Annotated in this window: 23 protein-coding genes; 5 read left to right on the top strand and 18 right to left on the bottom strand. The window is 68.3% G+C overall.

Annotated features, from left to right (window positions below):
* Positions 1 to 3: 3 nt before the first annotated feature.
* From fusA to ACLBYD_RS16240, 6 genes are all read right to left on the bottom strand, one after another.
* On the bottom strand, positions 4 to 2,106 hold the full coding sequence (gene fusA / locus ACLBYD_RS16265; protein WP_016690892.1) for an elongation factor G: 2,103 nt from the start codon (positions 2,104 to 2,106) through the stop codon (positions 4 to 6).
* Positions 2,107 to 2,230: 124 nt separating this feature from the next.
* Positions 2,231 to 2,701, bottom strand: a complete 471-nt coding sequence (rpsG, locus tag ACLBYD_RS16260) for a 30S ribosomal protein S7 (protein ID WP_006552257.1) — start codon at positions 2,699 to 2,701, stop codon at positions 2,231 to 2,233.
* Complete coding sequence (gene rpsL, locus ACLBYD_RS16255; protein ID WP_006552258.1) at positions 2,701 to 3,075, bottom strand: 30S ribosomal protein S12; 375 nt, start codon at positions 3,073 to 3,075, stop codon at positions 2,701 to 2,703. Before rpsL ends, rpsG begins: the two co-directional genes overlap by 1 nt.
* Positions 3,076 to 3,399: 324 nt before the next feature.
* Positions 3,400 to 3,933 carry a DUF3558 domain-containing protein gene (locus ACLBYD_RS16250; RefSeq protein ID WP_006552259.1) on the bottom strand — a complete coding sequence of 178 codons (534 nt, stop codon included), beginning with the start codon at positions 3,931 to 3,933 and terminating at the stop codon, positions 3,400 to 3,402.
* A complete protein-coding gene (locus tag ACLBYD_RS16245) occupies positions 3,930 to 4,481 on the bottom strand; it encodes a DUF3558 domain-containing protein (RefSeq protein WP_051121622.1) in 552 nt (183 codons plus the stop codon). Before ACLBYD_RS16245 ends, ACLBYD_RS16250 begins: the two co-directional genes overlap by 4 nt.
* A 10-nt stretch (positions 4,482 to 4,491) precedes the next feature.
* Positions 4,492 to 5,121, bottom strand: coding sequence for a TetR/AcrR family transcriptional regulator (locus tag ACLBYD_RS16240; protein ID WP_447817259.1), 630 nt, complete (start codon positions 5,119 to 5,121; stop codon positions 4,492 to 4,494).
* A gap of 162 nt (positions 5,122 to 5,283) precedes the next feature.
* Here ACLBYD_RS16240 and ACLBYD_RS16235 point away from each other — a divergent pair, with 162 nt between their 5' ends.
* Entirely contained in the window at positions 5,284 to 5,943 is a 660-nt protein-coding gene (locus tag ACLBYD_RS16235; RefSeq protein ID WP_447817258.1) for a TetR/AcrR family transcriptional regulator, read from the top strand.
* Here the strand turns inward: ACLBYD_RS16235 and ACLBYD_RS16230 are convergent.
* The 3 genes from ACLBYD_RS16230 to ACLBYD_RS16220 all read right to left on the bottom strand — a co-directional run bounded on the left by ACLBYD_RS16230 (position 5,940) and on the right by ACLBYD_RS16220 (position 9,196).
* Positions 5,940 to 7,100: an acyl-CoA dehydrogenase family protein gene (locus ACLBYD_RS16230; protein WP_447817257.1), complete on the bottom strand. Its 1,161-nt coding sequence runs from the start codon at positions 7,098 to 7,100 to the stop codon at positions 5,940 to 5,942. The genes ACLBYD_RS16235 and ACLBYD_RS16230 overlap by 4 nt on opposite strands.
* 67 nt (positions 7,101 to 7,167) lie before the next feature.
* On the bottom strand, positions 7,168 to 8,316 hold the full coding sequence (locus ACLBYD_RS16225) for an acyl-CoA dehydrogenase family protein (protein ID WP_447817256.1): 1,149 nt from the start codon (positions 8,314 to 8,316) through the stop codon (positions 7,168 to 7,170).
* Positions 8,317 to 8,401: 85 nt separating this feature from the next.
* Positions 8,402 to 9,196 (bottom strand): TIGR03084 family metal-binding protein, encoded by a 795-nt coding sequence (locus tag ACLBYD_RS16220; RefSeq protein WP_447817255.1) that lies wholly within the window; start codon positions 9,194 to 9,196, stop codon positions 8,402 to 8,404.
* Positions 9,197 to 9,290: 94 nt separating this feature from the next.
* On the opposite strand from ACLBYD_RS16220, the gene ACLBYD_RS16215 reads away from it, so the two are divergent.
* A complete protein-coding gene (locus ACLBYD_RS16215) occupies positions 9,291 to 10,154 on the top strand; it encodes an EamA family transporter (protein ID WP_447817254.1) in 864 nt (287 codons plus the stop codon).
* Positions 10,155 to 10,177: 23 nt separating this feature from the next.
* Here ACLBYD_RS16215 and ACLBYD_RS16210 read toward each other — a convergent pair whose 3' ends face one another.
* Positions 10,178 to 11,071 (bottom strand): LysR family transcriptional regulator, encoded by an 894-nt coding sequence (locus ACLBYD_RS16210; RefSeq protein ID WP_447817253.1) that lies wholly within the window; start codon positions 11,069 to 11,071, stop codon positions 10,178 to 10,180.
* Between the two features lie 101 nt (positions 11,072 to 11,172).
* Between ACLBYD_RS16210 and ACLBYD_RS16205 the strand changes: the two genes are divergently transcribed.
* Entirely contained in the window at positions 11,173 to 12,198 is a 1,026-nt protein-coding gene (locus ACLBYD_RS16205) for a YeiH family protein (protein ID WP_447817252.1), read from the top strand.
* Here ACLBYD_RS16205 and ACLBYD_RS16200 read toward each other — a convergent pair.
* The 4 genes from ACLBYD_RS16200 to ACLBYD_RS16185 all read right to left on the bottom strand — a co-directional run bounded on the left by ACLBYD_RS16200 (position 12,185) and on the right by ACLBYD_RS16185 (position 15,143).
* Positions 12,185 to 12,517, bottom strand: coding sequence for a DUF202 domain-containing protein (locus ACLBYD_RS16200; protein WP_447817251.1), 333 nt, complete (start codon positions 12,515 to 12,517; stop codon positions 12,185 to 12,187). The two genes, ACLBYD_RS16205 and ACLBYD_RS16200, sit on opposite strands and share 14 nt — an antisense overlap.
* Before the next feature lie 13 nt (positions 12,518 to 12,530).
* Entirely contained in the window at positions 12,531 to 12,896 is a 366-nt protein-coding gene (locus tag ACLBYD_RS16195) for a YidH family protein (RefSeq protein ID WP_145692544.1), read from the bottom strand.
* A 25-nt stretch (positions 12,897 to 12,921) separates the two neighbouring features.
* Positions 12,922 to 13,377 carry a Rieske (2Fe-2S) protein gene (locus ACLBYD_RS16190; protein WP_447817250.1) on the bottom strand — a complete coding sequence of 152 codons (456 nt, stop codon included), beginning with the start codon at positions 13,375 to 13,377 and terminating at the stop codon, positions 12,922 to 12,924.
* An 89-nt stretch (positions 13,378 to 13,466) separates the two neighbouring features.
* On the bottom strand, positions 13,467 to 15,143 hold the full coding sequence (locus tag ACLBYD_RS16185) for an FAD-dependent oxidoreductase (protein WP_447817249.1): 1,677 nt from the start codon (positions 15,141 to 15,143) through the stop codon (positions 13,467 to 13,469).
* Between the two features lie 167 nt (positions 15,144 to 15,310).
* Here ACLBYD_RS16185 and ACLBYD_RS16180 point away from each other — a divergent pair, with 167 nt between their 5' ends.
* On the top strand, positions 15,311 to 16,123 hold the full coding sequence (locus tag ACLBYD_RS16180; protein ID WP_447817248.1) for an acyl-[acyl-carrier-protein] thioesterase: 813 nt from the start codon (positions 15,311 to 15,313) through the stop codon (positions 16,121 to 16,123).
* Positions 16,120 to 16,611 (top strand): SixA phosphatase family protein, encoded by a 492-nt coding sequence (locus tag ACLBYD_RS16175; protein ID WP_059383303.1) that lies wholly within the window; start codon positions 16,120 to 16,122, stop codon positions 16,609 to 16,611. The genes ACLBYD_RS16180 and ACLBYD_RS16175 overlap by 4 nt, the downstream gene beginning before the upstream one ends.
* A 148-nt stretch (positions 16,612 to 16,759) precedes the next feature.
* On the opposite strand, the gene ACLBYD_RS16170 is transcribed toward ACLBYD_RS16175, so the two are convergent.
* The 4 genes from ACLBYD_RS16170 to ACLBYD_RS16155 all read right to left on the bottom strand — a co-directional run bounded on the left by ACLBYD_RS16170 (position 16,760) and on the right by ACLBYD_RS16155 (position 26,267).
* Positions 16,760 to 20,731, bottom strand: a complete 3,972-nt coding sequence (locus ACLBYD_RS16170) for a DNA-directed RNA polymerase subunit beta' (RefSeq protein WP_447817247.1) — start codon at positions 20,729 to 20,731, stop codon at positions 16,760 to 16,762.
* Between the two features lie 115 nt (positions 20,732 to 20,846).
* Positions 20,847 to 24,353 carry a DNA-directed RNA polymerase subunit beta gene (rpoB, locus tag ACLBYD_RS16165; RefSeq protein WP_447817246.1) on the bottom strand — a complete coding sequence of 1,169 codons (3,507 nt, stop codon included), beginning with the start codon at positions 24,351 to 24,353 and terminating at the stop codon, positions 20,847 to 20,849.
* 389 nt (positions 24,354 to 24,742) lie between these two features.
* A complete protein-coding gene (locus ACLBYD_RS16160) occupies positions 24,743 to 25,378 on the bottom strand; it encodes a hypothetical protein (RefSeq protein ID WP_447817245.1) in 636 nt (211 codons plus the stop codon).
* Positions 25,379 to 25,652: 274 nt separating this feature from the next.
* On the bottom strand, positions 25,653 to 26,267 hold the full coding sequence (locus ACLBYD_RS16155; protein WP_447817289.1) for a hypothetical protein: 615 nt from the start codon (positions 26,265 to 26,267) through the stop codon (positions 25,653 to 25,655).
* Between the last annotated feature and the right edge of the window lie 7 nt (positions 26,268 to 26,274).

The following is a 26,274-nucleotide window of genomic DNA, read 5'->3' as shown; positions in this document are numbered from 1 at the left end:
AGGCTACTCGCCGGTCGCCTTGGCGATGATTTCCTTCGCGACGTTCGAGGGAACCTCTGCGTAGGAATCGAACACCATGGAGAAGTTCGCACGACCCTGGGTCTTCGACCGCAGATCGCCGATGTAACCGAACATCTCCGAGAGCGGAACCAGCGCCTTCACGACACGGGCACCACTGCGTTCCTCCATGGCCTGGATCTGACCACGGCGGGAGTTCAGGTCGCCGATCACTTCACCCATGTAGTCCTCGGGCGTGGTGACCTCGACCGCCATGAGGGGCTCGAGGATCACCGGGGCGGCCTTGCGGGCCGCTTCCTTCAGTGCCTGCGAGCCGGCGATCTTGAACGCCATTTCGGACGAGTCGACGTCGTGGTACGCACCGTCGATGAGGGTGACCTTCAGGTTCACCAGCGGGTAGCCGGCGAGCACGCCGTACTGCATGGCGTCCTGAGCACCCGCGTCGACCGACGGGATGTACTCGCGCGGGATGCGACCGCCGGTGACCTTGTTCTCGAACTCGTAGGTCGCGCCGTCCTCGCCGACGAACGGCGAGAGGCCGATGATGACCTTTGCGAACTGGCCCGAGCCACCGGTCTGCTTCTTGTGCGTGAACTCGAGCTTCTCGACCGGCTTGGTGATCGTCTCGCGGTACGCGACCTGCGGCTTGCCGACGTTGGCCTCGACCTTGAACTCGCGCTTCATGCGATCGACGAGGATGTCGAGGTGGAGCTCGCCCATACCGCCGATGACGGTCTGGCCGGTCTCGTCGTCGAGCTCGACCGAGAAGGTCGGGTCCTCTTCGGCGAGCTTCTGGATGGCCGTCGACAGCTTCTCCTGGTCGGCCTTCGACTTCGGCTCGATGGAGACCTGGATGACCGGGTCCGGGAAGGTCATCGACTCGAGGACGATCGGGGCGTCCTGCGCGCACAGGGTGTCGCCGGTCGTGGTGTCCTTCAGACCGATCATCGCGTAGATGTGGCCCGCGACCGCCTCGTCGACCGGGTTCTCCTTGTTGGCGTGCATCTGGAACAGCTTGCCGACGCGCTCCTTCTTGCCCTTGGTCGAGTTGAGCACCTGGGTGCCCGAGTCGATCCGGCCGGAGTACACGCGGACGAAGGTCAGCTTGCCGAAGAAGGGGTGCGCAGCGATCTTGAAGGCGAGAGCCGAGAAGGGCTCCTCCTTCGAGGGCTTACGACGCATCTCCTCTTCTTCGTTACCGACCTGGTGGCCGATGACGTCGCCGATGTCGAGCGGGTTCGGCAGGTAGTCGATGACCGCGTCGAGCATGGGCTGGATGCCCTTGTTCTTGAAGGCGGAGCCGCACAGCACCGGGTAGAGCTCGGAAGCAACCGTCATCTTGCGGATGGCGGCCTTGATCTCGGCGACGGTGAGCTCCTCACCGCCGAAGTACTTCTCCATGAGCTCTTCGTCGGACTCGGCGACCGTCTCGAGCAGCTTCTCGCGGTACTCGGCAGCCTTGTCGGCGAGATCGGCCGGGATCTCCTCGATGGTCGGCTCGGCACCGATCTCGGTGACGCCGCGCCAGGTGATGGCCTTCATCTCGACGAGGTCGACGACGCCGTCGAAGGCATCCTCGGCACCGATGGGGAGCTGGAGGACCAGCGGCTTCGCGCCCAGGCGATCGATGATCGTCTGCACGGTGAAGTAGAAGTCCGCGCCCATCTTGTCCATCTTGTTGACGAAGCAGATGCGCGGAACGTCGTACTTGGCAGCCTGGCGCCAGACCTGCTCGGACTGGGGCTCGACGCCCTCCTTGCCGTCGAACACGGCGACTGCGCCGTCGAGGACGCGCAGCGACCGCTCGACCTCGACCGTGAAGTCGACGTGCCCGGGGGTGTCGATGATGTTGATCTGGTTCTTGTTCCAGAAGCAGGTCACAGCAGCGGAGGTGATGGTGATACCACGCTCCTTCTCCTGCTCCATCCAGTCGGTGGTCGAGGCACCGTCGTGCGTCTCACCGATCTTGTAGTTGACACCGGTGTAGAAGAGGATGCGCTCGGTGGTGGTGGTCTTGCCGGCATCGATGTGCGCCATGATGCCGATGTTGCGGACCTTGTTCAGGTCGGTCAGCACTTCCTGTGCCACAGGTAACCCCGCTCGTAGCTCGTGTCGGTCCTTGGGTGCGGACCACATGTTCTTGTGTTGTCAGCCGGCCTTTACGGGACCGACACAGTTGTGCGAGCAGCCGACCGGGAGNNNNGGCGACGACTCACCAGCGGTAGTGCGCGAACGCCTTGTTGGCTTCAGCCATCTTGTGCGTGTCCTCGCGGCGCTTCACGGAGGCGCCGAGGCCGTTGCTCGCGTCGAGGAGCTCGTTGGCGAGCCGCTCGACCATGGTCTTCTCGCGACGCTGACGCGAGAACGTCACCAGCCAGCGCAGCGCGAGCGTGGTGGAACGACCGGGGCGAACCTCGACCGGCACCTGGTAGGTGGCACCACCGACGCGACGGCTGCGGACCTCGAGGGCGGGCTTGACGTTGTCGAGCGCGCGCTTGAGGGTGACGACCGGATCGGTACCGGTCTTCTCGCGAGCCTGCTCGAGCGCCTGGTAGACGATGCGCTCGGCGGTGGACTTCTTGCCGTCCAGCAGGATCTTGTTGACCAGCTGGGTGACCAGCGGCGAACCGTAGACCGGATCGGCGATCAGCGGGCGCTTGGGAGCGGGACCCTTACGTGGCATCAGCCCTTCTCCTTCTTCGCTCCGTAGCGGCTGCGGGCCTGCTTGCGGTTCTTGACACCCTGGGTGTCGAGCGAGCCGCGGATGATCTTGTAGCGCACACCCGGGAGGTCCTTCACACGACCGCCACGCACGAGCACCATCGAGTGCTCCTGGAGGTTGTGGCCCTCACCGGGGATGTAGGCGGTGACCTCGACCTGGGAGGTCAGGCGCACACGGGCGACCTTACGGAGAGCCGAGTTCGGCTTCTTCGGGGTGGTGGTGTACACGCGAGTGCACACACCGCGACGCTGGGGGCTGCCCTTGAGCGCCGCGCTCTTGACCTTGGCGGCCTTGTCGCGGCGGCCCTTGCGGACCAGCTGATTGATGGTTGGCATTAACCGGCTTTCTTCGTTGTCTGAAGCTGCTCACTTCGAGCAACCTCGGCTGTTCTGAAATTAGGGATCCATCGGTTGGGGCAAGAAAGCTGCTGCCCCGCACTCGCCCCTCGTGTGCACACGAGGTCGGGTGTGTCGCGTACCCCCACACAGGCAGCCGGGGGCTCGCTCCTGCAGATATCCACAGACCGCGCGCACGGCACTACCTCGCATAGGCACACAGACCGGCCCGGGCATGCCGGACACGACCCACAACGATACCCGGCGTGCGCGCATGAGGTCAAAGTGAGGAGCGCGCACCCTCCCGAGGATCCGCACACACCGTCAACTGCTGAGGTTCAGTGTGAGCCGGGCCAACGTAGCAGCAGCTTCACACGGGTCCGCTCCCCCGGAGGTGTACTGCACCCACCACCCGAAGATGCCGGTCGTCGACGCCCCGGAACTGACCCCGCACGACAGCGGATCGCCGGGTCGGCGCATCTGCAGTGCCCGCCGGCCCTCGATGGTCGTGTTCTCGATCTCGTAGCCGAGCCCCTCGGCGGCGGCGCGTTCGTGGTCGAGGGAACCGGTCTCGAACCAGTTGAAGGTGACCTTCACTACTCCCGTGGGCCCCTCGCCGTCCCAGCGGCAGATCGCACCGAAGAACCCGCGATAGACGTAGTCCGCGCCCACGGCCTCGGCGATCTTCTCGTCGGCGACCGCATCGCACTCGGTGAGCAGCCGGGTGAACTCGGCGCCCGTGCCGCCGCCGATCCCCTCCGGGACGGCCCGCCCCTCGATGGTGCGGGTACATCCGGTGAGCAGAGCACCCGTCGTGAGGACGGTCGCGAGTGCGGCACCCCAGCGGCGGGCGTTCACTTCTGCACCCTTTCCACACTCGTGGTGGCCAGTCCGCGAGCGACGACGCAGGCGTCGGCGACGGGCGTGAGGTTCGAGTACGAGACCGACCAGTGGACGAAGTCGCCGCCGAACTCCACGCCGATCTCGCACAGCGTCGTCTGCCCCAGCTCGTTCTGATAGGACCCCATGAAACCGGACCGTCCCCCGATCTCGACGTCGGCGGCGGGTCGGCCGATGAGATCGGAGCCGGCGCGTTCGCGGCCGATGGGACTTCCCCGGTACCACGAGAAGCTCACGCTGGGGCCGCCGACGTAGATCTCCCATTCGCAACCCACCGAGTTGCGCGTCACCGTCGTGAAACTGCCGAGACCGAAGGCCGCCGCCACCTCGTCGTCGGACATCGCGCCGCACTCGTCGAACAGCGGGCCGGGGTCGGTGACGGACGCGGTCGGCGAGGTCTCGACCTGTCCGGCGTCGTCGGAGTTCCCGCACGCCGCCGCACCGAGACCCATGAGACCGACCGTCGCCACGGCAGCCGCCGTCCTTCCGATGCGCGGGAGAGGCATGGCGGGAAGACTACCGAGCCGGGCCCGCCTGTGTGCGACGACTCGAGGACTCCCGGAGCACCTCGTCGAGCTGCGCGGCCCAGTGCCGGACGATCTCCCGCCGGCGTGCCGAGTCGTCCGTCAGCACGTCGGCCAGGCCGAGGCCGCGCGCGAGATCCAGGGTCGCCTGCACCGTCCGGTGCACGACCGGGTCGGTGTCGTCGGCACCGAGCTGCTCGACGGCCACCGCGTGCGAGACACGCCCGAACTTCTCCTCGAGCGGCAGGAGCATCTCGCGCAGAGCCGGATCGGCGGCCGCGGCCGTCCACACCTGCAGGGCGGCCTTGAACATGTTGCCGGTGCACTGGTCGACGATGCGCTCGACCACCGCCTCCGTGCGGCCGACGCCCTCGGGCACGTCGAACGGTTCGGTGCGGACCCGCTCGATGCGACTGTCGAACATGAACTCGAGCGATGCGGTGATGAGATCCTCCCGGGTCGGGAAGTGATGCTGGGTGGCCCCGCGCGACACTCCTGCCCGCTCGGCGACCACACTCACCGTGGTTGTGGCCCAACCGGATTCGACGAGGCAGTCGATCGTCGCCTCGAGCAGTCGCCGCCGCGTGGCGCGGCTGCGGTCCTGCTTCGGTTCTCGCGCCATCGGGACTCCTGTTCCTGCCTGTCCTGTCACGACCCCCTGGTCACGACCGTTCCGTCACGACTGATCTTCCGCCGAGCGGGTATTCGTGCGACCCCGAGACCGTACGCAAAGCTCATCATCCGTACACTCGTATAACAGGTCGGGGCGAAAGGGGAGCACCACGTGGCGACCATCGTCAGGCGCGAGGACTACTTCGACGCCGCGCTGGCCATCCTGGCCACCAACGACCATGCCGGACTCAAGCAGGCACGGTTGTGCAGTCACCTCGAGGTGACGACCGGCTCGTTCTACAACTATTTCGAGAGCTGGGCGCAGTTCAAGACCGAATTCCTCCAGCACTGGCTCGAGAGCCAGACGCTCCAGCTCGCCGCCGCGGCGCGCCTCGAGGGTTCGCTGACCCGGCGGCTCCGGTTGCTCGTCGAATTCGCGTGCAGCCTCCCCCACTCCGCCGAGTCCGCCATCCGCGGTTGGTCGCACAGCGATTCCGGCGTCCACGAGGTGCAGAGCAAGGTCGACGACCTGCGGTACGCGGTGGTGGCCGAAGCGGTGGCCCAGTACCTCGGTTCGAGGGAACAGGCCGAGCGGTTCGCGCGGCTGGCCCTGTACACGCTCGTGGGCTACCAGCAGACCGTGCCGCTGCAGGACGTGAGCTCGTTGCGGTGGTCCCTCGCCTATCTGCTGGGGACGCTGCTCCCGGCGGAGGAGGCGGCCGGTCTCCTCCCGCCGGATTCCTTTCCGCCGAACATCGGAACCTCCGGGTCCGAGGTGTCGAACCCCGAAACCTCGAACCCGGAAGCATCCGACTCGGAAGCGTCGGCCTAGTACGACTTCGGCAGGCCCAGCGAGTGCTGGGCCACGAAGTTGAGGATCATCTCCCGGCTGACCGGCGCCACGCGTGCGATGCGCGCGGCGCCGAGCATCGCCGCGAGGCCGTACTCCCGAGTGAGGCCGGCACCGCCGTGGGTCTGGATCGCCTGGTCCAGCGAGGCGATCGCGGCCTCACCCGCGGCGTACTTGGCCATGTTCGCGGCCTCGGCGGCCCCGAAGTCGTCGCCGCTGTCGTAGAGGACGGCGGCCTTCTGCATCATGAGCTTGGCGAGTTCGAGCTCGATCTTGCGCTGCGCCAGCGGGTGCGCGATGCCCTGGTGCGCACCGATGGGCTGCTTCCAGACGGTCCGCTCGTTGGCGTAGCGCACCGCGGCGTCGAGGGCGTACCGGCCCATACCCACTGCCATCGCCGCGCCCATGATCCGTTCGGGGTTCAGTCCGGCGAACAGCTGCATGAGCGCGGCCTCCGGCTCACCGACGAGTGCGTCGGCGGGAAGTCGGACGTCGTCGAAGAACAGGGAGAACTGGTAGTCCGGCTCGAGGATGTCCATCTCCATGGGCGTCTTCGTGAAGCCCGGGGCATCGGTCGGCACGATGAACAGGGCCGGACGGAGCTTGCCGGTCTTCGCGTCCTCGGTGCGGGAGACGACGAGCGCGGCGTCGGCCTGGTCGACACCGGAGATGTACACCTTGCTGCCGGAGAGGATCCAGTCGTCACCGTCGCGGCGCGCGATCGTGGTGATGTTGTGCGAGTTGGATCCGGCGTCGGCCTCGGTGATGCCGAAGGCCATGATGCGAGAGCCGTCGGCGAGGCCGGGCAGCCATTCCTGCTTCTGGGCGTCGGTGCCGTACTTGGAGATGATGGTGCCGCAGATCGCCGGCGAGACCACGACGAGCAGCAGCCCGGCGCCCTTCGCGGAGAGCTCCTCCTGCACCAGCGCTAGTTCGTAGATGCCGGCGCCGCCGCCTCCGTATTGCTCGGGAAGGTTCACGCCGAGGAAGCCGAGCTTGGCCGCCTCCGCCCACAATTCGGTGAGCGGCTCGTGCGCGCGCGACTTGGGAAGTACGTAGTCGACGTAGTTGTAGCGCTCGGCCAGAGCCGCCACCGCAGCGCGTAGTTCCTTCTGTTCTTCGGTCTCGATGATGCTCACGGGGATGCCTTCCGGGTCGGGTGAGAGGACGCGCGGCCGTGGACGGTCGCATGAGGGAACAGGTGGGTCAGGCGCCGTAACCCAGCCGCTTGGCGGCGAGTTCGGTGAGGATCTCTGTGGTGCCACCACCGATGCCGAGGATGCGCATGTCGCGGTACTGCCGTTCGACCTCCGATTCGGCCATGTACCCGAGGCCGCCGAACAACTGAACCGCCTGATTGGCGACCCATTCGCCGGCCTCGACCGCGGTGTTCTTCGCGAAACACACCTCGGCGATCAGGTCGGTCTCCCCCGCCACGGCGCGCTCGGTGACGTGCCGGGTGTAGACGCGCGCGACGTCGACGCGACGCGCCATCTCGGACAGGGTGCGCTGCACGGCCTGGCGGGTGATCAGCGGCCGGCCGAAGGTCTCGCGGTCGCGGCACCACGCGACGGTCAGGTCCAGGCACCGCTGCGCACCCGAATAGGCCTGGGCGGCGAGGGCGATCCGCTCGGAGACGAAACCCTGTGCGATCTGCCAGAATCCGGTGTTCTCCGCGCCGACGAGGTTGGTGACCGGTACGCGGACGTCGGCGAAGGACAACTCGGCGGTGTCCGACGCGCGCCACCCCATCTTGTCGAGCTTGCGGGAGACGGTGAAACCCGGTGTGCCCTTCTCGATCACGAGCAGCGAGACTCCCCCGGCGCCGGGACCTCCGGTGCGGACCGCGGTGACCACGAAGTCGGCGCGGCATCCCGAGGTGATGTAGGTCTTCGCGCCGTTGACGACGTAGTGGTCGCCGTCGCGTACCGCGGTGGTGGTCAGATGGCCGACGTCCGATCCACCGCCCGGTTCGGTGATCGCGAGGGACCCGACGAGTTCGCCTGCGAGAGTGGGCCGTACCCATCGGTCGATCTGATCGGGATCACCGGCCGCGATGAGGTGCGGCAGTGCGATGCCGCACGTGAACAGCGACGCGAACGTACCGCCCGAGGCCCCCGCCTCGTGGAACGCCTCGCACACGGTCAGCGTGTCGGCACCGTCACCGCCGGAACCGCCGACCTCCTCGGGGAATCCTGCGCCGAGCAGGCCGATCTTCGCGGCCTCGACGTGCAGTTCGCGGGGCAGTTCGCCGGCGCGCTCCCAGTCGTCGAGGTGGGGCAGGATCTCGCGCTTCACGAAACCGGTGACGGTCTCGCGGAGGGCGAGGCGCTCGGGGGTGGTCCACATGCTCACGATGTCTCCGATGGTGTTTCGGTCGAAGATGGTGTTTCGGTCGAAGATGTCTCGGCCGGAGGTGTCTCGACTGGGGGGGGTGGTCTCAGGAGGCGGGCGAGCCGGGCTCGCGCCCGGCGCCGGGGGCACCGGCGAAGGCTTGCGCGAGACCGAGCCATTCCTCCGCGTCCGGGCCGTCGGTGACGAGGGCGGTGTCGTCGCGGTGGATGCGCTGGGTGACGAGCAGGCAGAAGTCGAGGGCCGGGCCGGTGACCGACTGCGCCGCGTCCTCCGGACCCCATTCCCAGCTGTCCCCGTCGGGGGCGGTAAGCACGACGCGGAACGGCTCGGCCGGGGGCTTCCGGTCGCGGATGACGTACGCGAAGTCGCGCGTCCGCACCCCCAGGTGCGCGACGTTCTTCAGGCGCGCGGTGGGCGTGCGGGTGACGCCGAGGGCGTCGGCGACGTCACCCCCGTGCGCCCAGGTCTCCATGAGCCGCGCGGTCGCCATCGACGCCGGGGACATCGGCGGTCCGAACCACAGGATCTTCGTACCCCGCGGGAGCTCGGCGAGCGCGTCGGCGAGTTCGCGGCGGGTGTCGCGCCAGTCGGCGAGCAACTCCGCGGGCGGCCGCCCCGCCTGTTCCTCGGCACCGACGTCGACGAATCCCAGCGGGTCGCCGAATGCCGCTTCGACCATCTTCACGAAGGCGTCCGGGTCACGCACGGCGGTGAGCGCCGCCCGGTCGGTCCACAACAGGTGACCGATCTGGTGAGCGATGGTCCAGCCCTCCGCCGGGGTGGGCAGTGCCCAACTCTCGTCGGGCAGGGTCGCGACGAGAGCGTCGAGATCGTCGCCCTCCGCGCGGAGATCGTCGAGCACGATGTGCAGATCGGACATGCGGCAAGCGTCACACGTCACAGTCCCAAAATCAAGCACGTGTGATTGTTTTTTGCGGCAGGCGTCGTTCGTGCTCGTCGGACAGACTGACGGGATGGCCGACGATTCCCGCACGCACACCGTCGGTCCTGTCGTCGCGGTCCTCACCGCGGTGCTGTCGATGCAGTTCGGGGCGGCCTTCGCCGCGACCCTGTTCGACCGGGCTGGTGCCCTCGGCACGGTGACCCTGCGCCTGCTGTTCGCGGCCGTGATCCTCTGCGCGTTCACCCGGCCCCGGCCGCGGACGTGGACACCGGAACAGTGGCGGGCGGTGGTGACACTGGGCGCGAGTCTCGCGCTGATGAACACGGCGTTCTACGGGGCGTTGACGCGACTGCCGCTCGCCGCGACCGTCACCATCGAGTTCCTCGGCCCTCTCGGGCTGGCCGCGATCCTGTCCCGACGTGTGCGCGACGCCCTGTGGGTGGTGCTCGCGCTGGGCGGGGTGGTCCTGCTCGGCGTCGGCGACGGTGCCGGGCTGTCCACCGGTCTCGATCCGCTCGGAGTCGCCTTCGCGCTGGTCGCCGCAACGGGGTGGGCCTGGTACATCGTGGCCGGCTCACGTGTGGCGACGACCCTGCCCGGATCGGCGGGGCTGGCCGGGGCGACGACGATCGCGGCCGTCGTCGTCCTGCCGTTCGGCGCGGCGACGGCCGGCACCGAGCTCCTCCGGCCCGACCTCGTGCTCGCAGGACTCGCCGTGGCGCTGCTGTCGTCGGCGATCCCGTACACCCTCGAGATCCGTGCCCTGCGCGACCTGCCGAAGAAGGTGTTCGCGATCCTCATCGCGCTCGAACCCGCCGCCGCAGCGCTCGCCGGCGCCCTGGTGCTGGGGCAGGTCGTCGAACCTCTCGCCCTCGCGGGTATCGCACTCGTGGTGGTCGCGGGGGCCGGTGCGTTGCAGCACTCGCGCGCGTGACCCGGCACCGGATGTAAGCCAGGTCAGCGGGTACGGGTGATCAGTCGGACCAACTCCCCCGCCGGACCGGACAACGCCCGCGGCGGCCTCCAGACCGCGCGGAGCACACGCTGCAGGTCGAGTCCGTCCACCGCCACCGCGACGAGCCGGCCGGAGTCCAGATACTCCTCCACCGCCAGGGTGCTCAGCACCGCCGGGCCCGTGCCCCCGAGCACACTCGTGCGGACCGCGGCTCCGCTCCCGAGTTCGAGCAGCGGTGCGGCCCGGTCGTACTCCTGCAACGCGAGGTCGAGGGTGCGCCGGGTGCCGGACCCCTCCTCGCGGACGACCAGCGGCGTCGCTGCGAGTTCGGCCACGGTGAGCGGGCGCCGCCGCCGCGCCCACGGATGCTGCGGCGGGACGACCACGACCAGGCGGTCGCGTGCCACCGCGACACTGTGCAGTCCCTCCGGAACCGTCGGCCCCTCGACGAACCCGACGTCGCATCCGCCCTCGGCGACGACGTCACACACCCGCATCGAGTTGTGGACCTGCAACTGGATCTGGACGTCGTCACGGAGCGTGCGGAAGGCGCCGAGCCACCGCGGGATGAGGTGTTCGGCGACCGTCATCGACGCCGCGACCACCAGTTCGGGTTGCTGCTCGACGCGCAGTGCTGCAGCGGCGTCGAGGAGGCGTTCCGCGTCGGCCAGGACCTCCCGCGCCCAGTGCGCGACCACCGTGCCCTCCGGGGTGAGCACCGAACCCGTCCGGCCCCGCCGCACGAGGACCGCGCCGAGTTGCCGTTCGAGCCGGCGCAGCATGCGGGTCGCGTTGGGTTGGGCGAGACCGGCCGCGCGGGCCGCGGCGCCGAGCCCGCCCCGGTCGTCGACCCCGACGAGCAGTTCCAGAGCGACGAGATCCGGCCAGCTGGTCATGCACGAACGATATGCCGCACTCACTACTCATATCCATTCGATATGAGCTCATGTCCGATCGACGCCTGGTGCGGACACCGCTGCGGCGGAAGAGTCTAGGCATGCTCACCGTCCACGCGCCCCCATCCCGGCCCACCGTCGTCCCGGGTCTCCTGGTGGCCGCGGCGGGCGCGGTCGTCGCACTGGGAGCGGCGCACCTGATCCCCGGGGCGAGCCCGTTGCTCGTCGCGATCGTCCTGGGTGTGGTCGTGGCGAATATCGGTCTACCCGCACCGGTGGTCGGCCTTCTGGAGCCGGGCCTGGGTACGGCGTCGAAGCGTCTCCTCCGAGTGGGCGTCGCTCTTCTCGGCGTGCAGCTCGCGGTCTCCGATCTCGTCGACCTCGGGTGGGGCACAGCGGTCGTCGCGGCGACCGTCGTCGTTGCGGGTATCGGCGGGTCGCTCGCCTTCGGCCGGTGGCTCGGGGTGGGCTGGACCCAGCGCCTGCTCATCGCGTGCGGTTTCTCGATCTGCGGAGCCGCGGCCGCGGCGGCGGTCGACGGTGTGATCGATTCGCGCAAACGCGAACTCGTCACCACCGTCGCATTGGTGGTCGTCTTCGGCACCGCGATGATCCCGCTCGTTCCGCTCGCCGCCGGGATGCTCGGGCTGACCCCCGGGACCGCGGGCCTGTGGGCGGGTGCGGCGATCCACGAGGTCGCCCAGGTGGTCGCGACCGGCACCGCCCTCGAGGCCACCGCCGGTGGGGTGCTCGCCGCGGCGGTGACGGTCAAGCTCGCGCGGGTGGCACTGCTGGCCCCGGTCGTGGCGGTCGTCGGGGTCGTCGCTCGGCGGCGCGGTGAGGACCGCCGCGACGAGCGCACTCCCCCGATCGTGCCGGTCTTCCTGCTGGGCTTCCTCTCGTGCGTCGCACTGCGCTCGACCGGACTGCTCGATCCGATCGTGGTGGAGGCTGCGGGGACGGTGCAGCGCACGCTGCTGACCGTCGCGATGTTCGCCCTGGGCGCGGGGGTGCGCCGGGAAGTGCTCCGCGGCGTCGGATGGCGTCCGATCGCGCTCGCGGCAGCGGCGACCGTCTGGGTCGCGGCGATAGCCCTGATCGGCGTGTTGTCACTCAGCGGGCGGTGACGATCAGGACGGCCGACGAGATCGCGAGCACCACGACCGTGGCGGAGACCGCGACGTTGCGCCACCAGAAATAGGGCGCGCGACCCGCGACCAGACCGCGCACTCGCGCGCGGTGACCGATCCGGGAGGCGAGCAGCACCGCCAGCACGGGCACGAGGCAGATCAGGCCGATCGACGCGACCACGGCACCCGGGCCGGGCACGAACCGCATGAATCCGAGCACCACCGCACCGAGCACCGAGGCGGTGCGCAGCCACGCCAAACTCGTCCGTTCGGGCTGCAGACCGGCGTCGCCGTGCCGCAGATCGTCCCGGCTCACGATGCGGCTCGTCTCACCGGGCGATCGCGACGGCGAGCACGACCCCCGAGACCCCGAGGGCCACGGCGAGCAGATAGGCCACCCACGGCACCGGGAGTGCCCGTCCGGTGCGCATCGCGTGCTCGACGCGGTGCCAGCGGATCAGCGCGAACACCGTGAGCACGGCGGCGAATCCGAGCAACGCGCACGCCAGCACCGTGCGGAGCCCCTCCGACACGATGCCGCCCGCGAAGGTCTCCAGCGCGACCGCCGCGGCGATGACGCCGAGCGCGGTCCGCACCCACGCGAGGAAGGTGCGCTCGTTGGCCAGCGTGAAACGAGGGTCCGGGTCCGTACCGTCACGCAGCGCCTTCGGGCGCCAGCCTCCGCTGGTCTCCACGGAGCGGACTCTATCCCCGGACCGATCAGCCCACGACGAGATCGGACCCGCGCGCCGCCACGGGACGGGTCTTCAGTGGCCGCTTCGCCGGTCCTTCCACCGGGGCGCCGTCGAGGTCGTATCTGCTGCCGTGGCACGGGCAGATGATGCGGTCGCCCTCGACACCGCTGAGATTGCAGCCCTGGTGGGTGCAGATCGCGATGAACGCGCGGAAGTCGCCCTCTGCGGGCTGGGTGACGACGAGCCTCTTCGATTCGAGCATGACGCCCCCGCCGACCGGCACGTCCACGACCGCGGCGACGACCTCCGCGTCGGGTCCGGGAGGCGCCGTCGTGGTCGGTGCAGGCACCGCCGATCGCGCCTCGCCGGTGTCGCCGGACGAACCGCAGGCCGTGAGGGCCGCGCCGGCCGCCACCACACCGGCGCCGCCGATGAGGGTGCGGCGCGTGAGCGCCGTGCGGTCGAGGTTGTCGCTGCTCATGCACATGTCCGTTCGGGTCGGGATTCGGTTCTCCCGAGCCTATCGACGAACGTCCGGGCGGGCCGCGACCTGCGTCACCCGCGGCTGTGTCAACGACGCAACGAGGCGAGCAGCGGAAGACGGCGTCGGCGACGACCGAGTTCGACGAGGCTCTCGCGATCGGTGATCTTGACGCGCGGCCGGCCCTGGGCTCGTCCGGCCTGCCGCTCGGCGGCGTCGATGGTCTTCCAGCCGTCCAGATCCACCCGATCGGGCCTGCGCTGTGCGAGCAACCGGTTCAGCGCACGACGGTCGCCGCGGGGAGCGGCGAGTGCACCGGAGTCGAAGTCGGCCAGCAGCGCCGCGACGGTCTCCTTCGCGCATCCCTTGTTGGTGCCGATGACGCCGCTCGGGCCGCGCTTGGCCCACCCGGTGACGTAGACGCCGGCGTCCACACGACCGCCGGTGTTGGGAACGACCCCGCGGACATCGTCGAAGGGCACACCCGGCAGGGGAACGCCGCGATAGCCGATCGACCGGAGTACGAGCGTGGCGGGCAGGTCCTCGAAACGGCCGGTGGGTCGGGCGGTGAGACGACCACCGTCGTCGACGAGTTCTGTGCGTTCGATCCGCACGCCGGTCACGTGGTCGTCGCCGAGCAGTTCGCTCGGCGCGGCGAGGTACCGGAAGACGATGCGGCGGTGCCCGGGACGGACGGGCCGGCCGGCGTACTCGCGGGCGAGACGGACGCGCAGCGCGGTCGCCGCGTCCTCCTCCACGGCCCGGGCGCTCACCGGATCGAGTTCGAGGTCGGCGTCGTCGACGACGACGTCGACCCCGGTGAGGTCGCCGAGGGCGAGGAACTCCGGATTGCTGTACGCGGCCTGGGCCGGGCCGCGCCGGCCGAGCAGGACGACCTCGCGGATGTTGCTTTTCCGCAACGCCTTCAGGGCGTGGTCGGCGATGTCGGTGCGCGCGAGTTCGTCGACGTCCATGGTGAGGATCCGCGCGACGTCGAGGGCGACGTTGCCGTTGCCGACGATGACGGCGCGTTCGCCGGACAGATCGAAAGTGCGGTCGGCGTAGTCGGGGTGGCCGTTGTACCAGGCGACGAACTCGGTGGCGGCGTGGCTGCCGGGCAGGTCCTCACCGGCGATCCCGAGGCGGCGGTCGGACGACGCACCGGTCGCGTAGATCACGGCGTGGTGGTGCTCGAGCAGTTCGGCGTGGGTGATGTCGCGACCGACCTCGGTGGCGAGGTGCAGGGCGAACTCCTCGCGCCGGAACGACCATTCGAACGATTCCGTGACCGCCTTGGTCCCCGGGTGATCGGGGGCGACACCGGCGCGCACGAGGCCGAAGGGAGTCGGGATCCGGTCGAACATCTCGACCTCGACGTCGGACCGTTCGAGCAGTTCCTGGGCGGCGTAGCAGGCCGCGGGGCCGGCGCCGACGATCGCGACCCTCAGCGTTCCACGATCGCGCGGAGGCGCCGGGGTGGGCACGAGGGGCTGCCACCCCTCCGGCGCCGGGTGGTCCTCGTACCAGGCCGCGTTGATCTCGGCGAACCGCATCTGGGAGGGATCGAGCTTGTCGTCGGGCAGGATCGCCTCGACCGGGCACGCGTCGGCGCAGGCGCCGCAGTCGATGCAGGTCTTCGGATCGATGTGCAGCATCTCGGCGGTGGCGAACTCGGGCTCGTCCGGCGAGGGGTGGATGCAGTTCACGGGGCAGACCGCGACGCAGCTCGCGTCGTTGCAGCAGGTCTGGGTGATCACATAGGCCATGGGAAGGGTCCTCGGCAGCCGGGCGGAGCGTCCGCGAATTTCATGTAACGATCCGTAACAGTTAATTCGACTGTAGCGGCTGTCGGCGTGGGTTCGCAAGAGAACCTGCGACCACCCACCGAAGCTGCAAGAATCGCACGATCGGACATCCGACCCGGGGGGGACACATGGCCACGTCGACGCCGAGCACCGACCTGCCGCGGACACGACCGCTGACGGAACTGCCCGAGGAAGCGGATCCCTTCTCCACCGAGCGCACCGTCCGCACCGGCGACGTCGACACCGGCAAGCGACTGCGACTCGACGGCATCGCCCGCTATCTCCAGGACATCGGCACCGACAACCTCGCCGCCGTCGGCGCGTCCGAGACCGACCCGCTCTGGATCGTCCGGCGCACGATCGTCGACGTGCACCGCCCCGCCGAGTACGGCCGCACGCTCCGACTGCGACGCTGGTGCGACGCCCTGTCGACACGGTGGGCGAACGTGCGGGTCCGCCTCGACGACCCCGACGACGACCCGGACGGCCCGCTGATCGAGACCGCAGCGTTCTGGATCGACATCGGCCCCACCACCGGAGCCCCCACCCGGATCAGCGACGGCCTGTTCGAGCACATGGCCCGCTACGCGCACGACACGCGTCTGAAGTGGACGGCGTGGCTGCCCGGTCGCGCACCCGACGAGGTCGACGACGAACGGGTCTTCCCCCTACGCGCCACCGACCTCGACCCGTTCGGGCACGTCAACAACGCCGTCTACTGGCACGGCCTCGAGGAGCTCCTGCCCCTCCGGCCGGACGTCCCGGACGCGCCGTACCGGGCAGTGATCGAACACCTGCGCCCCGTCGCCGCCGGCGAGACCCTCACACTGCGGACGACGCTGCGAGAGGACGGACTGACGGTCTGGTTCACGGTCGAGGATCACACTCGCGCGGTCGCGTGGATCGGCCGGAAACCGGACGCTCTACGGTGGACCCCATGACCCGTACCCTGATCTTGCTGCGCCACGGCAAGTCCGCGTACCCGGACGACGTGGACGATCACGAGCGTCCCCTCTCCCCCCGCGGACGCCGCGAGGCCGGACTCGCCGGTCGCTGGATCCGGGCGAACCTGCCCGAGGTGGACGCCGTTCTGTGCTCCACCGCGACCCGGACGCGCAAGACACTCGCCGAAGCGGCCGTGGAGGCTCCCGTCGAGTACCGCGACAGCCTGTACCACGCCGATCCGGAATCCCTGGTCGCCGAGATCCGGGGAACGGCCGACGACGTGCACACCCTGCTCGTCATCGGGCACGAGCCGACCCTCTCCGCGACCGTCCTCGGGCTCATCACGGATCACAGCACCGACGCTGCCCATCAGGTGGCCGAGAAGTTCCCCACCTCCGCGATCGCGGTCCTCACGGTGAGCGGATCCTGGTCCGAACTGTCGCGAGGCACCGCCGAACTCGTGGACTTCCACATCCCGCGCTGACCCGCGTCCCGAGCGACCCACCCCGAGCGGAACTGCCACGGGACGCTCGCACGCCCGCCATGACGGCGTCACCGTCGAGAACAAATGACGAAGGCCCCGCCCCCGAAGAGAAGAGGGCGGGACCTTCGTCGTCTACTACGGCAGCGAACTACCGGTAGTCGTTGGAGTAACCGTAGTCATCCAGCGGCACTGCAGCGCCGGTGTTCTGGCCGAAGCCGTCCGGCGAGTAGTACTGGTCGTCGTACGCCGGGATGGCGTACGCGGCCGCACGGGCCTCCTCGGTCGGCTGGACCTCGATGTTCCGGTACTTGTTGATACCGGTACCGGCGGGGATCAGCTTGCCGATGATCACGTTCTCCTTGAGACCGATCAGCTTGTCCGAGCGGCAGTTGATCGCCGCGTCGGTGAGCACGCGAGTGGTCTCCTGGAAGGACGCCGCCGACAGCCACGAGTCGGTGGCCAGCGACGCCTTCGTGATGCCCATGAGGACCGGACGGCCGGCAGCCGGCTCGCCACCCTCCTGGACCACACGACGGTTCGCAGCCTCGAACTCGCTGCGCTCGACGAGCGAACCGGGCAGGAACTCCGTCGAGCCCGAATCGATGATCGTCACGCGACGCAGCATCTGGCGCACGATGACCTCGATGTGCTTGTCGTGGATCGACACGCCCTGGCTCCGGTAGACCTCCTGGACCTCGTGGACCAGGTGGACCTGAACCTGACGCGGGCCCATCACGCGCAGCACCTCGTGCGGATCGGCAGAGCCCTCGAGGAGCTGCTGACCGACCTCCACGTGGTCGCCGTCCGCGAGCACGCCCTCGGTGCCGTCGGCCTTGCGGATGACGTGCAGACGCTGACGCTTGGACAGCTTGTCGTACACGACCTCCTCGCCACCGTCGTCGGGGATGATCGTGATCTTGTAGAAACGATCGTCGTCCTCGAGACGGATGCGACCGGAGACGTCGGCGATCGGGGCCTTGCCCTTGGGGACGCGAGCCTCGAACAGCTCCTGGACGCGGGGCAGACCACCGGTGATGTCCTCACCGACGCCACCCTGGTGGAAGGTACGCATCGTCAGCTGCGTACCGGGCTCACCGATCGACTGGGCGGCGACGATGCCGACGGCCTCGCCGATGTCGACGAGCTTGCCCGTCGCCATCGAGCGGCCGTAGCAGGTCGCGCAGACGCCGGTGCCGGTGTCGCAGGTCAGGACCGAGCGGACCTTGACCTTCTGGATACCGGCCTCGAGCAGCGCCTCGATCGCCGGGTCGCCGAGGTCGGAACCACGCTCGACGACGACGTTGCCGTTCGCGTCGACCGCGTCCGTCGCCAGCGTACGGGCGTAGGTGCTGGTCTCGATGTGAGCGTCGCGCACGAGCTCACCGGTCGGCTGACCGGTCGCGTCGCGTGCGAGCTCGGCGATGGTCATCTCGATGCCGCGCGGCGTGCCGCAGTCGACCTCGCGGACGATGACGTCCTGCGAGACGTCGACCAGACGACGGGTCAGGTAACCCGAGTCGGCGGTACGGAGAGCGGTGTCGGCCAGACCCTTACGCGCGCCGTGCGTGTTGATGAAGTACTCGGCGACGGTCAGGCCCTCACGGAAGGAGGACTTGATCGGGCGCGGGATGAACTCGCCCTTCGGGTTCGTCACCAGACCCTTCATGCCCGCCAGCGAACGGATCTGGGTCATGTTGCCCGCAGCACCGGACTTGACGATCGTGGGGATCGGGTTGTCGTCCGGGTAGTGCGCCTCCATGACCTGACCGACCTCTTCGGTCGCTTCCTGCCACAGCTTGACGAGCGAATCGCGACGCTCGTCCTCCGAGAGCTTTCCTCGGTCGTACTGCCGCTGGATGGCATCGGCCTGCGTCTCGTACCGCTCGAGGATGTCCTTCTTCTCCGGCGGAACGAGCACGTCCGCCATCGAGATGGTGACACCCGAACGCGTGGCCCAGTAGAAGCCGGCGTCCTTGAGCTTGTCGACGGTCTGCGCGACGACGATCATCGGGTACCGCTCGGCCAGGTCGTTGATGATCGCGGCCTGGCGCTTCTTCGGCATGATGTCGTTGACGAACGCGTAGTTCGTCGGCAGCAGCTCGTTGAACAGCACGCGACCGAGGGTGGTCTGCGTGGTCCACGGCTGACCGAACTTCCAGCCCTCCGGGAACAGCTCGTTCTCGACGTCGCGCGGCGGACGCAGCTGGGTCAGGCGCACCTTGATCGGAGCCTGGACCGACAGCACGCCACGGTCGACGGCCATCTGGGCCTCGGCCGGCGACGAGTAGACGCCCTGCTCGGGCTCGTCGGCGGTCGCGGCCTTGTAGGCGCCGGGGGCGTCCTCGACCAGACGGGTCAGGTGGAACAGACCCGTCACCATGTCCAGACGCGGCATGGCGAGCGGGCGGCCCGATGCCGGCGACAGGATGTTGTTCGACGACAGCATCAGGATGCGGGCCTCGGCCTGCGCCTCCGCGGACAGCGGGAGGTGCACGGCCATCTGGTCGCCGTCGAAGTCGGCGTTGAAGGCCTCACACACGAGGGGGTGCAGCTGGATGGCCTTGCCCTCGACGAGCTGCGGCTCGAACGCCTGGATACCGAGGCGGTGCAGCGTGGGAGCACGGTTCAGCAGAACCGGGTGCTCGTTGATGACCTCTTCGAGGACGTCCCACACCTGCGGGCGCTGACGCTCGACCATGCGCTTGGCGGACTTGATGTTCTGCGCGTGGTTGAGGTCGACGAGACGCTTCATCACGAACGGCTTGAACAGCTCGAGCGCCATGAGCTTCGGCAGACCGCACTGGTGCAGCTTGAGCTGCGGGCCGACGACGATGACCGAACGGCCCGAGTAGTCGACGCGCTTACCGAGCAGGTTCTGACGGAAGCGGCCCTGCTTGCCCTTGAGCAGATCGGACAGCGACTTGAGCGGACGGTTACCGGGACCGGTGACCGGCCGGCCACGACGGCCGTTGTCGAACAGGGCGTCGACCGACTCCTGCAACATCCGCTTCTCGTTGTTGACGATGATCTCGGGGGCACCGAGGTCGATCAATCGCTTGAGGCGGTTGTTGCGGTTGATGACGCGGCGGTACAGGTCGTTGAGGTCGGAGGTCGCGAAGCGGCCACCGTCGAGCTGCACCATCGGACGCAGTTCCGGCGGGATCACCGGCACGGCGTCGAGCACCATGCCCATGGGCGAGTTGCCGGACTGCTGGAACGCCGCCACGACCTTCAGGCGCTTGAGAGCACGGAGCTTCTTCTGGCCCTTGCCGCTGCGGATGGTCTCGCGCAGCGACTCGGCCTCGGCGTCGATGTCGAAGTTCTCGATGAGCTTCTGGATCGCCTCGGCACCCATGGCACCGGTGAAGTACTCGCCGTAGCGGTCCTGGAGCTCGCGGTAGATCATCTCGTCGACGATCAGATCCTTCGGCTTCAGCTTCGTGAAGGTCGTCCAGATCTCGTCGAGGCGGTCGAGCTCGCGCTGCGCACGGTCGCGGAGCTGACGCATCTCGCGCTCGCCGCCGTCCTTGACCTTGCGGCGGACGTCGGACTTGGCGCCCTCGGCCTCGAGTTCGGCGAGGTCGGCTTCGAGCTTCTGTGCACGGGCTTCGAGGTCGGCGTCGCGCTGGTCGGCGACCGACTTCTTCTCGACCTCCATCTCGGCTTCGAGAGTGGAGAGCTCGTTGTGGCGCAGCTCGTCGTCGACCGACGTGATGACGTACGCGGCGAAGTAGATGATCTTCTCGAGATCCTTCGGCGCGAGGTCGAGCAGGTAGCCGAGGCGGCTCGGCACACCCTTGAAGTACCAGATGTGCGTCACCGGAGCGGCGAGCTCGATGTGGCCCATGCGCTCACGGCGGACCTTGGCGCGGGTCACCTCGACGCCGCAGCGCTCGCAGATGATGCCCTTGAAGCGGACACGCTTGTACTTGCCGCAGTAGCACTCCCAGTCCCGGGTGGGACCGAAGATCTTCTCGCAGAACAAGCCGTCCTTCTCGGGCTTGAGCGTGCGGTAGTTGATGGTCTCGGGCTTCTTGACCTCGCCGTACGACCAGTTACGGATGTCCTCGGCGGTGGCCAGGCCGATCCGGAGTTCATCGAAGAAGTTGACGTCGAGCACGTAACTTCCTTTCCCCTGTGCGGGTTGTATTGCTGCTAGTTGTCGCTATCGCTGCCGGGGCCCGACGCGGTACGCGCCCGGTGGTGTCGGGGTGCGTACCGCATCGGCTCGGCTCCTAGTTCGCGAGGTCGTCGACCGTGGCCGACTCGTTGCGGGAAAGGTTGATGCCCAGGTTGGCGGCCGCCCGCTCGAGGTCCTCGTCGTCGCCGTCGGCCATCGCGATGGCCGCGCCGTCGCTGGAGAGGACCTCCACGTTCAGGCACAGCGACTGGAGTTCCTTGAGGAGCACCTTGAACGACTCGGGGATACCCGGCTCGGGGATGTTCTCGCCCTTGACGATCGCCTCGTAGACCTTGACGCGACCGACCACGTCGTCGGACTTGATCGTGAGCAGCTCCTGGAGGGTGTAGGCGGCGCCGTAGGCCTGCATGGCCCAGCACTCCATCTCACCGAAGCGCTGACCACCGAACTGCGCCTTACCACCGAGCGGCTGCTGCGTGATCATCGAGTACGGACCGGTCGAACGCGCGTGGATCTTGTCGTCGACCAGGTGGTGCAGCTTGATGATGTACATGTAGCCGACCGACACCGGGTACGGGAACGGCTCGCCGGAGCGACCGTCGAACAGCGTCGCCTTGCCGTCGGGGCCGACCATGACCTCGCCGTCGCGGTTCGGCAGCGTCGAGGACAGCAGACCCGTCAGCTCCTCCTCGCGGGCACCGTCGAACACCGGCGTGGCGATGTTGGTGTCGGGATCGGCGGCGAGCATCTCATCGGAGAGGTTCTGAGCCCACTCGGGACGGCTGCCGTCGTCGGCCACCTGGATCTGCCAGCCGGCCTTGCCGATCCAGCCCAGGTGCGTCTCGAGGACCTGGCCGATGTTCATACGACGCGGAACACCGTGGGTGTTCAGGATGATGTCGACCGGGGTGCCGTCGGGCAGGAACGGCATGTCCTCCTGCGGGAGGATCTTGCCGATGACGCCCTTGTTGCCGTGGCGGCCGGCGAGCTTGTCGCCGTCCTGGATCTTGCGCTTCTGCGCCACGTACACGCGGACGAGCTCGTTGACACCCGGAGGCAGATCGTCGTCGTCCTCGCGCGAGAACACGCGAACACCGATGACCTTGCCGTTCTCACCGTGGGGCACCTTCAGCGAGGTGTCGCGGACCTCGCGCGCCTTCTCACCGAAGATCGCGCGGAGCAGACGCTCCTCGGGGGTCAGCTCGGTCTCGCCCTTCGGCGTGACCTTGCCCACGAGGATGTCGCCGTCGCGGACCTCGGCGCCGATGCGGACGATGCCACGCTCGTCGAGGTCGGCGAGGACCTCGTCGGAGACGTTCGGGATGTCGCGGGTGATCTCCTCGGCACCGAGCTTGGTGTCGCGGGCGTCGATCTCGTGCTCCTCGATGTGGATCGAGGTGAGCACGTCCTCCTCCACAAGGCGCTGCGACAGGATGATCGCGTCCTCGTAGTTGTGGCCTTCCCACGGCATGATCGCCACGAGCAGGTTCTTGCCGAGCGCCATCTCACCGTTCTCGGTGCAGGGGCCGTCGGCAAGGACCTGACCGGACTCGACGCGCTGTCCCTCGTCCACGATCGGACGCTGGTTCGAGCAGGTGCCCTGGTTCGAACGGTCGAACTTGCGCAGACGGTAGGTCTTGCGGGTTCCGTCGTCGGCCATGACGGTGATGAAGTCGGCGGAGACCTCTTCGATCACACCGCTCTTCTCGGTGACGATGACGTCGCCGGCGTCGACGGCGGCACGCAGCTCCATGCCGGTACCGACGATCGGCGACTCGCTGCGCACCAGCGGCACGGCCTGACGCTGCATGTTCGCGCCCATGAGGGCACGGTTGGCGTCGTCGTGCTCGAGGAACGGGATCATCGCGGTCGCGACCGACACCATCTGGCGCGGCGAGACGTCCATGTACTCGACCTGGTCGGCGGCGACGTACTCGATCTCCGCGCCCTTCTTACGGACGAGGACACGCTCGTCCGAGAAGCGGTTGTCGGAACCGATCGGCGAGTTGGCCTGCGCGATGAGGTAGCGGTCCTCCTCGTCGGCCGTGAGGTACTCGACCTCGTCGGTGACGACACCGTCGACGACCTTGCGGTAGGGCGTCTCGATGAAGCCGAACGGGTTGACCCGCGCGTACACCGACAGCGAGCCGATCAGGCCGATGTTCGGGCCTTCCGGGGTCTCGATCGGGCACATGCGGCCGTAGTGCGACGGGTGGACGTCGCGGACCTCGAGGCCGGCACGCTCACGCGACAGACCGCCGGGGCCCAGCGCCGACAGACGACGCTTGTGCGTCAGGCCCGACAGCGGGTTGTTCTGGTCCATGAACTGCGACAGCTGGGAGGTTCCGAAGAACTCCTTGATCGCGGCCACGACCGGACGGATGTTGATCAGGGTCTGCGGCGTGATCGCCTCGACGTCCTGGGTGGTCATGCGCTCACGGACCACGCGCTCCATGCGGGACAGGCCCACGCGGATCTGGTTCTGGATGAGCTCGCCGACCGTACGCAGACGACGGTTGCCGAAGTGGTCGATGTCGTCGACCTCGACGGGAACCTCGACGCCGCCGGGGACGGTCATCTTGTTCTCGCCCGCGTGCAGACGCACGAGGTACTCGATCGTGGCGACGATGTCTTCCTCGGTGAGGGTGGACGCCTCGATCGGCTGACCCGTGTTCAGGCCGAGCTTCTTGTTGATCTTGTAACGGCCCACGCGCGCCAGGTCGTAGCGCTTGTCCTTGAAGAAGAGGTTCTCCAGCAGGGTCTGCGCGCTCTCCTTGGTCGGCGGCTCGCCCGGACGCAGCTTGCGGTAGATGTCGAGGAGCGCCTCGTCGGTGCCCGCCGTGTTGTCCTTCTCGAGCGTCGACATCATGATCTCGGAGAACCCGAAACGCTCGACGATCTGCTCGGTGGACCATCCCAGCGCCTTGAGCAGCACGGTGACCGGCTGACGGCGCTTGCGGTCGATACGCACACCGACGGTGTCGCGCTTGTCGACGTCGAACTCGAGCCAGGCACCGCGGCCCGGGATGACCTTGACGCTGTGCAGGTCCTTCTCGGTGCTCTTGTCGACGTTCTTGTCGAAGTACACGCCCGGCGAACGGACGAGCTGGGACACCACGACACGCTCGGTGCCGTTGATGATGAAGGTGCCCTTGTCGGTCATCATCGGGAAATCACCCATGAAGACCGTCTGGCTCTTGATCTCGCCGGTGTTGTTGTTGATGAACTCGGCAGTGACGAACAGCGGAGCCGCGTACGTCATGTCCTTGTCCTTGCACTCCTCGACGGAGGCCTTGACCTCGTCGAAACGAGGATCGGAGAAGGACAGGGACATCGAACCCGAGAAATCCTCGATCGGCGAGAGCTCGTCGAGGATCTCCTCCAGGCCACCGACGACGTGACCGTCGCCGCGCTCGGCAGCCTTCGCGCGCCAGCGCTCCGAGCCGATCAACCATTCGAAGGAATCGGTCTGTAGATCGAGGAGCCCGGGAACTTCGAGGGGTTCGCGAATCTTCGCGAACGACACCCTCGTCGGGGCTCCGGGGATTCCGGCTACTGCCTTGGTCTGGCTAGAGACTGCCAAGATGCGTCCTTCCAGCACCTCACGCGGGCCGCTCCAACCGGTGCGACCGCCGCTGTACCTGCTTCTTCATGTGGGGCGTTTTCGCTGGTCGCAACCCGAACGAGAACCCCACCGACGCACCGAAACGGTCTCGCCCGAAAGAGCGAATTCCGACTCGACGATCAGAAGGTGAACAGGAGGCAGCCAGCGCAAAGAACTAACCTACACCTGAGTAGGCGAAATGTCCACAGGGGTGCCTCAAAGAAACCTGGCAAACGACCTCGAGCGGCTCACGAGGAAGCCTTCAGTCGAACAGGCGTACCGATAGAGTGACCGCTCGCGTCGCCTGCGTCAAGACTGCGCGTCCGGAACGATCCGCGCGTCGCGGCCGCGGACGCCCCCGGTGTGGGGGCGATCCGCAGCCGTCGTCACCGGTCGCGGATCTCCGAGACCAGCCATCGTCCGTCCGACTTCTCCATCCTCACCAGCAGGGGTGCGGCCGCACTTCCCTGGGCGATCCCGTCGCCGGTGGCGCTGACGTTGATGTAGGCGGCGACCTCGGCGCGGGTGTCGTCGAGCATCGTCGCGCCGATGTGCTCGACCATCACCTCGGTGACCGTGCGGGTGTCGATCGCGGCCTTCTTGGTGACGTCCGCGGTCGAGTCGAACTCCTCGAGCCGCTCCGGGGTCAGCAACTCCCGGATCCGGCCGAAGTCCTCGTCGATGGTGCGGTAGTCGTAGCCGTGCATGGTCTCGATCGCGATCTTCGCGGCCTCGGTGACCTCGCGTGTCTCCGCGGTGTCGACCCACGCGACGTTCGAGACCTCGGCGCCGGGGCGGAAGGCTGCGACCGCGGCGATCACCGCGAGCACCACCGCCACCGCACCGACGACGATCACCGGACGCCACCCACCGGAGGCACGCGACCTGCCGGCGTCACCGGCGGGAGGCTCGGGCGGATCGACCGGCTCGGCCGGAGACTCCGTCGGGTGCTCTGCGGGAGTTCCGTCGCCGGCCGCCGGGGCCGGCTTCTCCTGCTTCTCGTCCTGCTTGTCGAGCGTCACCTCGGAGGGTCGTGACTGCTCCGCAGAAGTTTCCTCGGCAGGGTTTTGCTCTGCCCGGGTCGGGCGTTCGTCCCCTGCCCGGGTCGGGCGTTCGTCCTCTGCCCGGGTCGGGCGTTCGTCCTCTGCCCGGGTCGGGCGTTCGTCCTCTGCAGGGGTCATCCGAGGCGGTCGGGACGTGCCGGCGACCTTCGGCCGACGGCGCGGGGGCCCACTGGGGCCGGTCTTCCGTCGCTGCGGGGGCACTACACGTTCTCCTTCGTCGACTTGCCGAACATCACGGGCCTGCCTCGCCCTCGGGCGCGGGCGCCCCGGAGCCCTCGGGCGCGGGCGCCCCGGAGCCCTCGGGTGCGGGCTCACCGTCGGGTGCGGGCTGCGCGCCGGGATCGGGAGCCGGAGCACCGGGGACCGGTCCCGACTCCATCTCGACGGAGGCGAGCGGTTCGATGGTCTCGGCCTTCCACACGTCGCCGTCCTTGCGCAGCGACACGAGCACCGGGACCTTGTTGGTCACGAAGTACTCGGGGGTCTGGGTGCGCACGGCCAGGACGACGAGCGCCTTGCCCAGGTCGTCGTCGGTGTTGAGTTCGGTGAGCGTTCCGAACAGCACCTCGGCCGACATGCTGGTGCCGGTCTCCGCGACCCGGGCCCGGATGTCCTCCTCGGTCGCCGCGAGATCGTTGCGCAGGGCGTCGCCGGTGATCGACGACCGCATGTTCTCGATCGACAGGTCGACGTCGTTCGCGTCGACGCTGTTCAGGTTGACGGCCGCCTGCATGGCTCCCGAGAGCGCGGCGTCGCGCGCCTCGGCAGCCGAACGGTCCACCAGGAGCGCGCGCCCCCAGCCGTAGCCGAACCACACCGCCGCCGCGAGGGCGACGACGGCGAGCACCGAGACG

This window comes from Rhodococcus sp. C26F (assembly GCF_053345925.1).
The sequence above is the reverse complement of the archived record's forward strand: the minus strand, read 5'-3'. Positions and strand labels throughout refer to the sequence as shown.

Bases quoted from the DNA above. Each gene is read 5' to 3' on its own strand.
- ACLBYD_RS16245 (WP_051121622.1), bottom strand. From the start codon at position 4,481: ATGCCTCTCCCGCGCATCGGAAGGACGGCGGCTGCCGTGGCGACGGTC.
- rpsL (WP_006552258.1), bottom strand. From the start codon at position 3,075: ATGCCAACCATCAATCAGCTGGTCCGCAAGGGCCGCCGCGACAAGGCC.
- ACLBYD_RS16190 (WP_447817250.1), bottom strand. From the start codon at position 13,377: ATGAGCAGCGACAACCTCGACCGCACGGCGCTCACGCGCCGCACCCTC.
- rpsG (WP_006552257.1), bottom strand. From the start codon at position 2,701: ATGCCACGTAAGGGTCCCGCTCCCAAGCGCCCGCTGATCGCCGATCCG.
- ACLBYD_RS16205 (WP_447817252.1), top strand. From the start codon at position 11,173: ATGCTCACCGTCCACGCGCCCCCATCCCGGCCCACCGTCGTCCCGGGT.
- ACLBYD_RS16240 (WP_447817259.1), bottom strand. From the start codon at position 5,121: ATGGCGCGAGAACCGAAGCAGGACCGCAGCCGCGCCACGCGGCGGCGA.
- ACLBYD_RS16220 (WP_447817255.1), bottom strand. From the start codon at position 9,196: ATGTCCGATCTGCACATCGTGCTCGACGATCTCCGCGCGGAGGGCGAC.
- ACLBYD_RS16180 (WP_447817248.1), top strand. From the start codon at position 15,311: ATGGCCACGTCGACGCCGAGCACCGACCTGCCGCGGACACGACCGCTG.
- ACLBYD_RS16185 (WP_447817249.1), bottom strand. From the start codon at position 15,143: ATGGCCTATGTGATCACCCAGACCTGCTGCAACGACGCGAGCTGCGTC.
- ACLBYD_RS16210 (WP_447817253.1), bottom strand. From the start codon at position 11,071: ATGACCAGCTGGCCGGATCTCGTCGCTCTGGAACTGCTCGTCGGGGTC.
- ACLBYD_RS16175 (WP_059383303.1), top strand. From the start codon at position 16,120: ATGACCCGTACCCTGATCTTGCTGCGCCACGGCAAGTCCGCGTACCCG.
- ACLBYD_RS16215 (WP_447817254.1), top strand. From the start codon at position 9,291: ATGGCCGACGATTCCCGCACGCACACCGTCGGTCCTGTCGTCGCGGTC.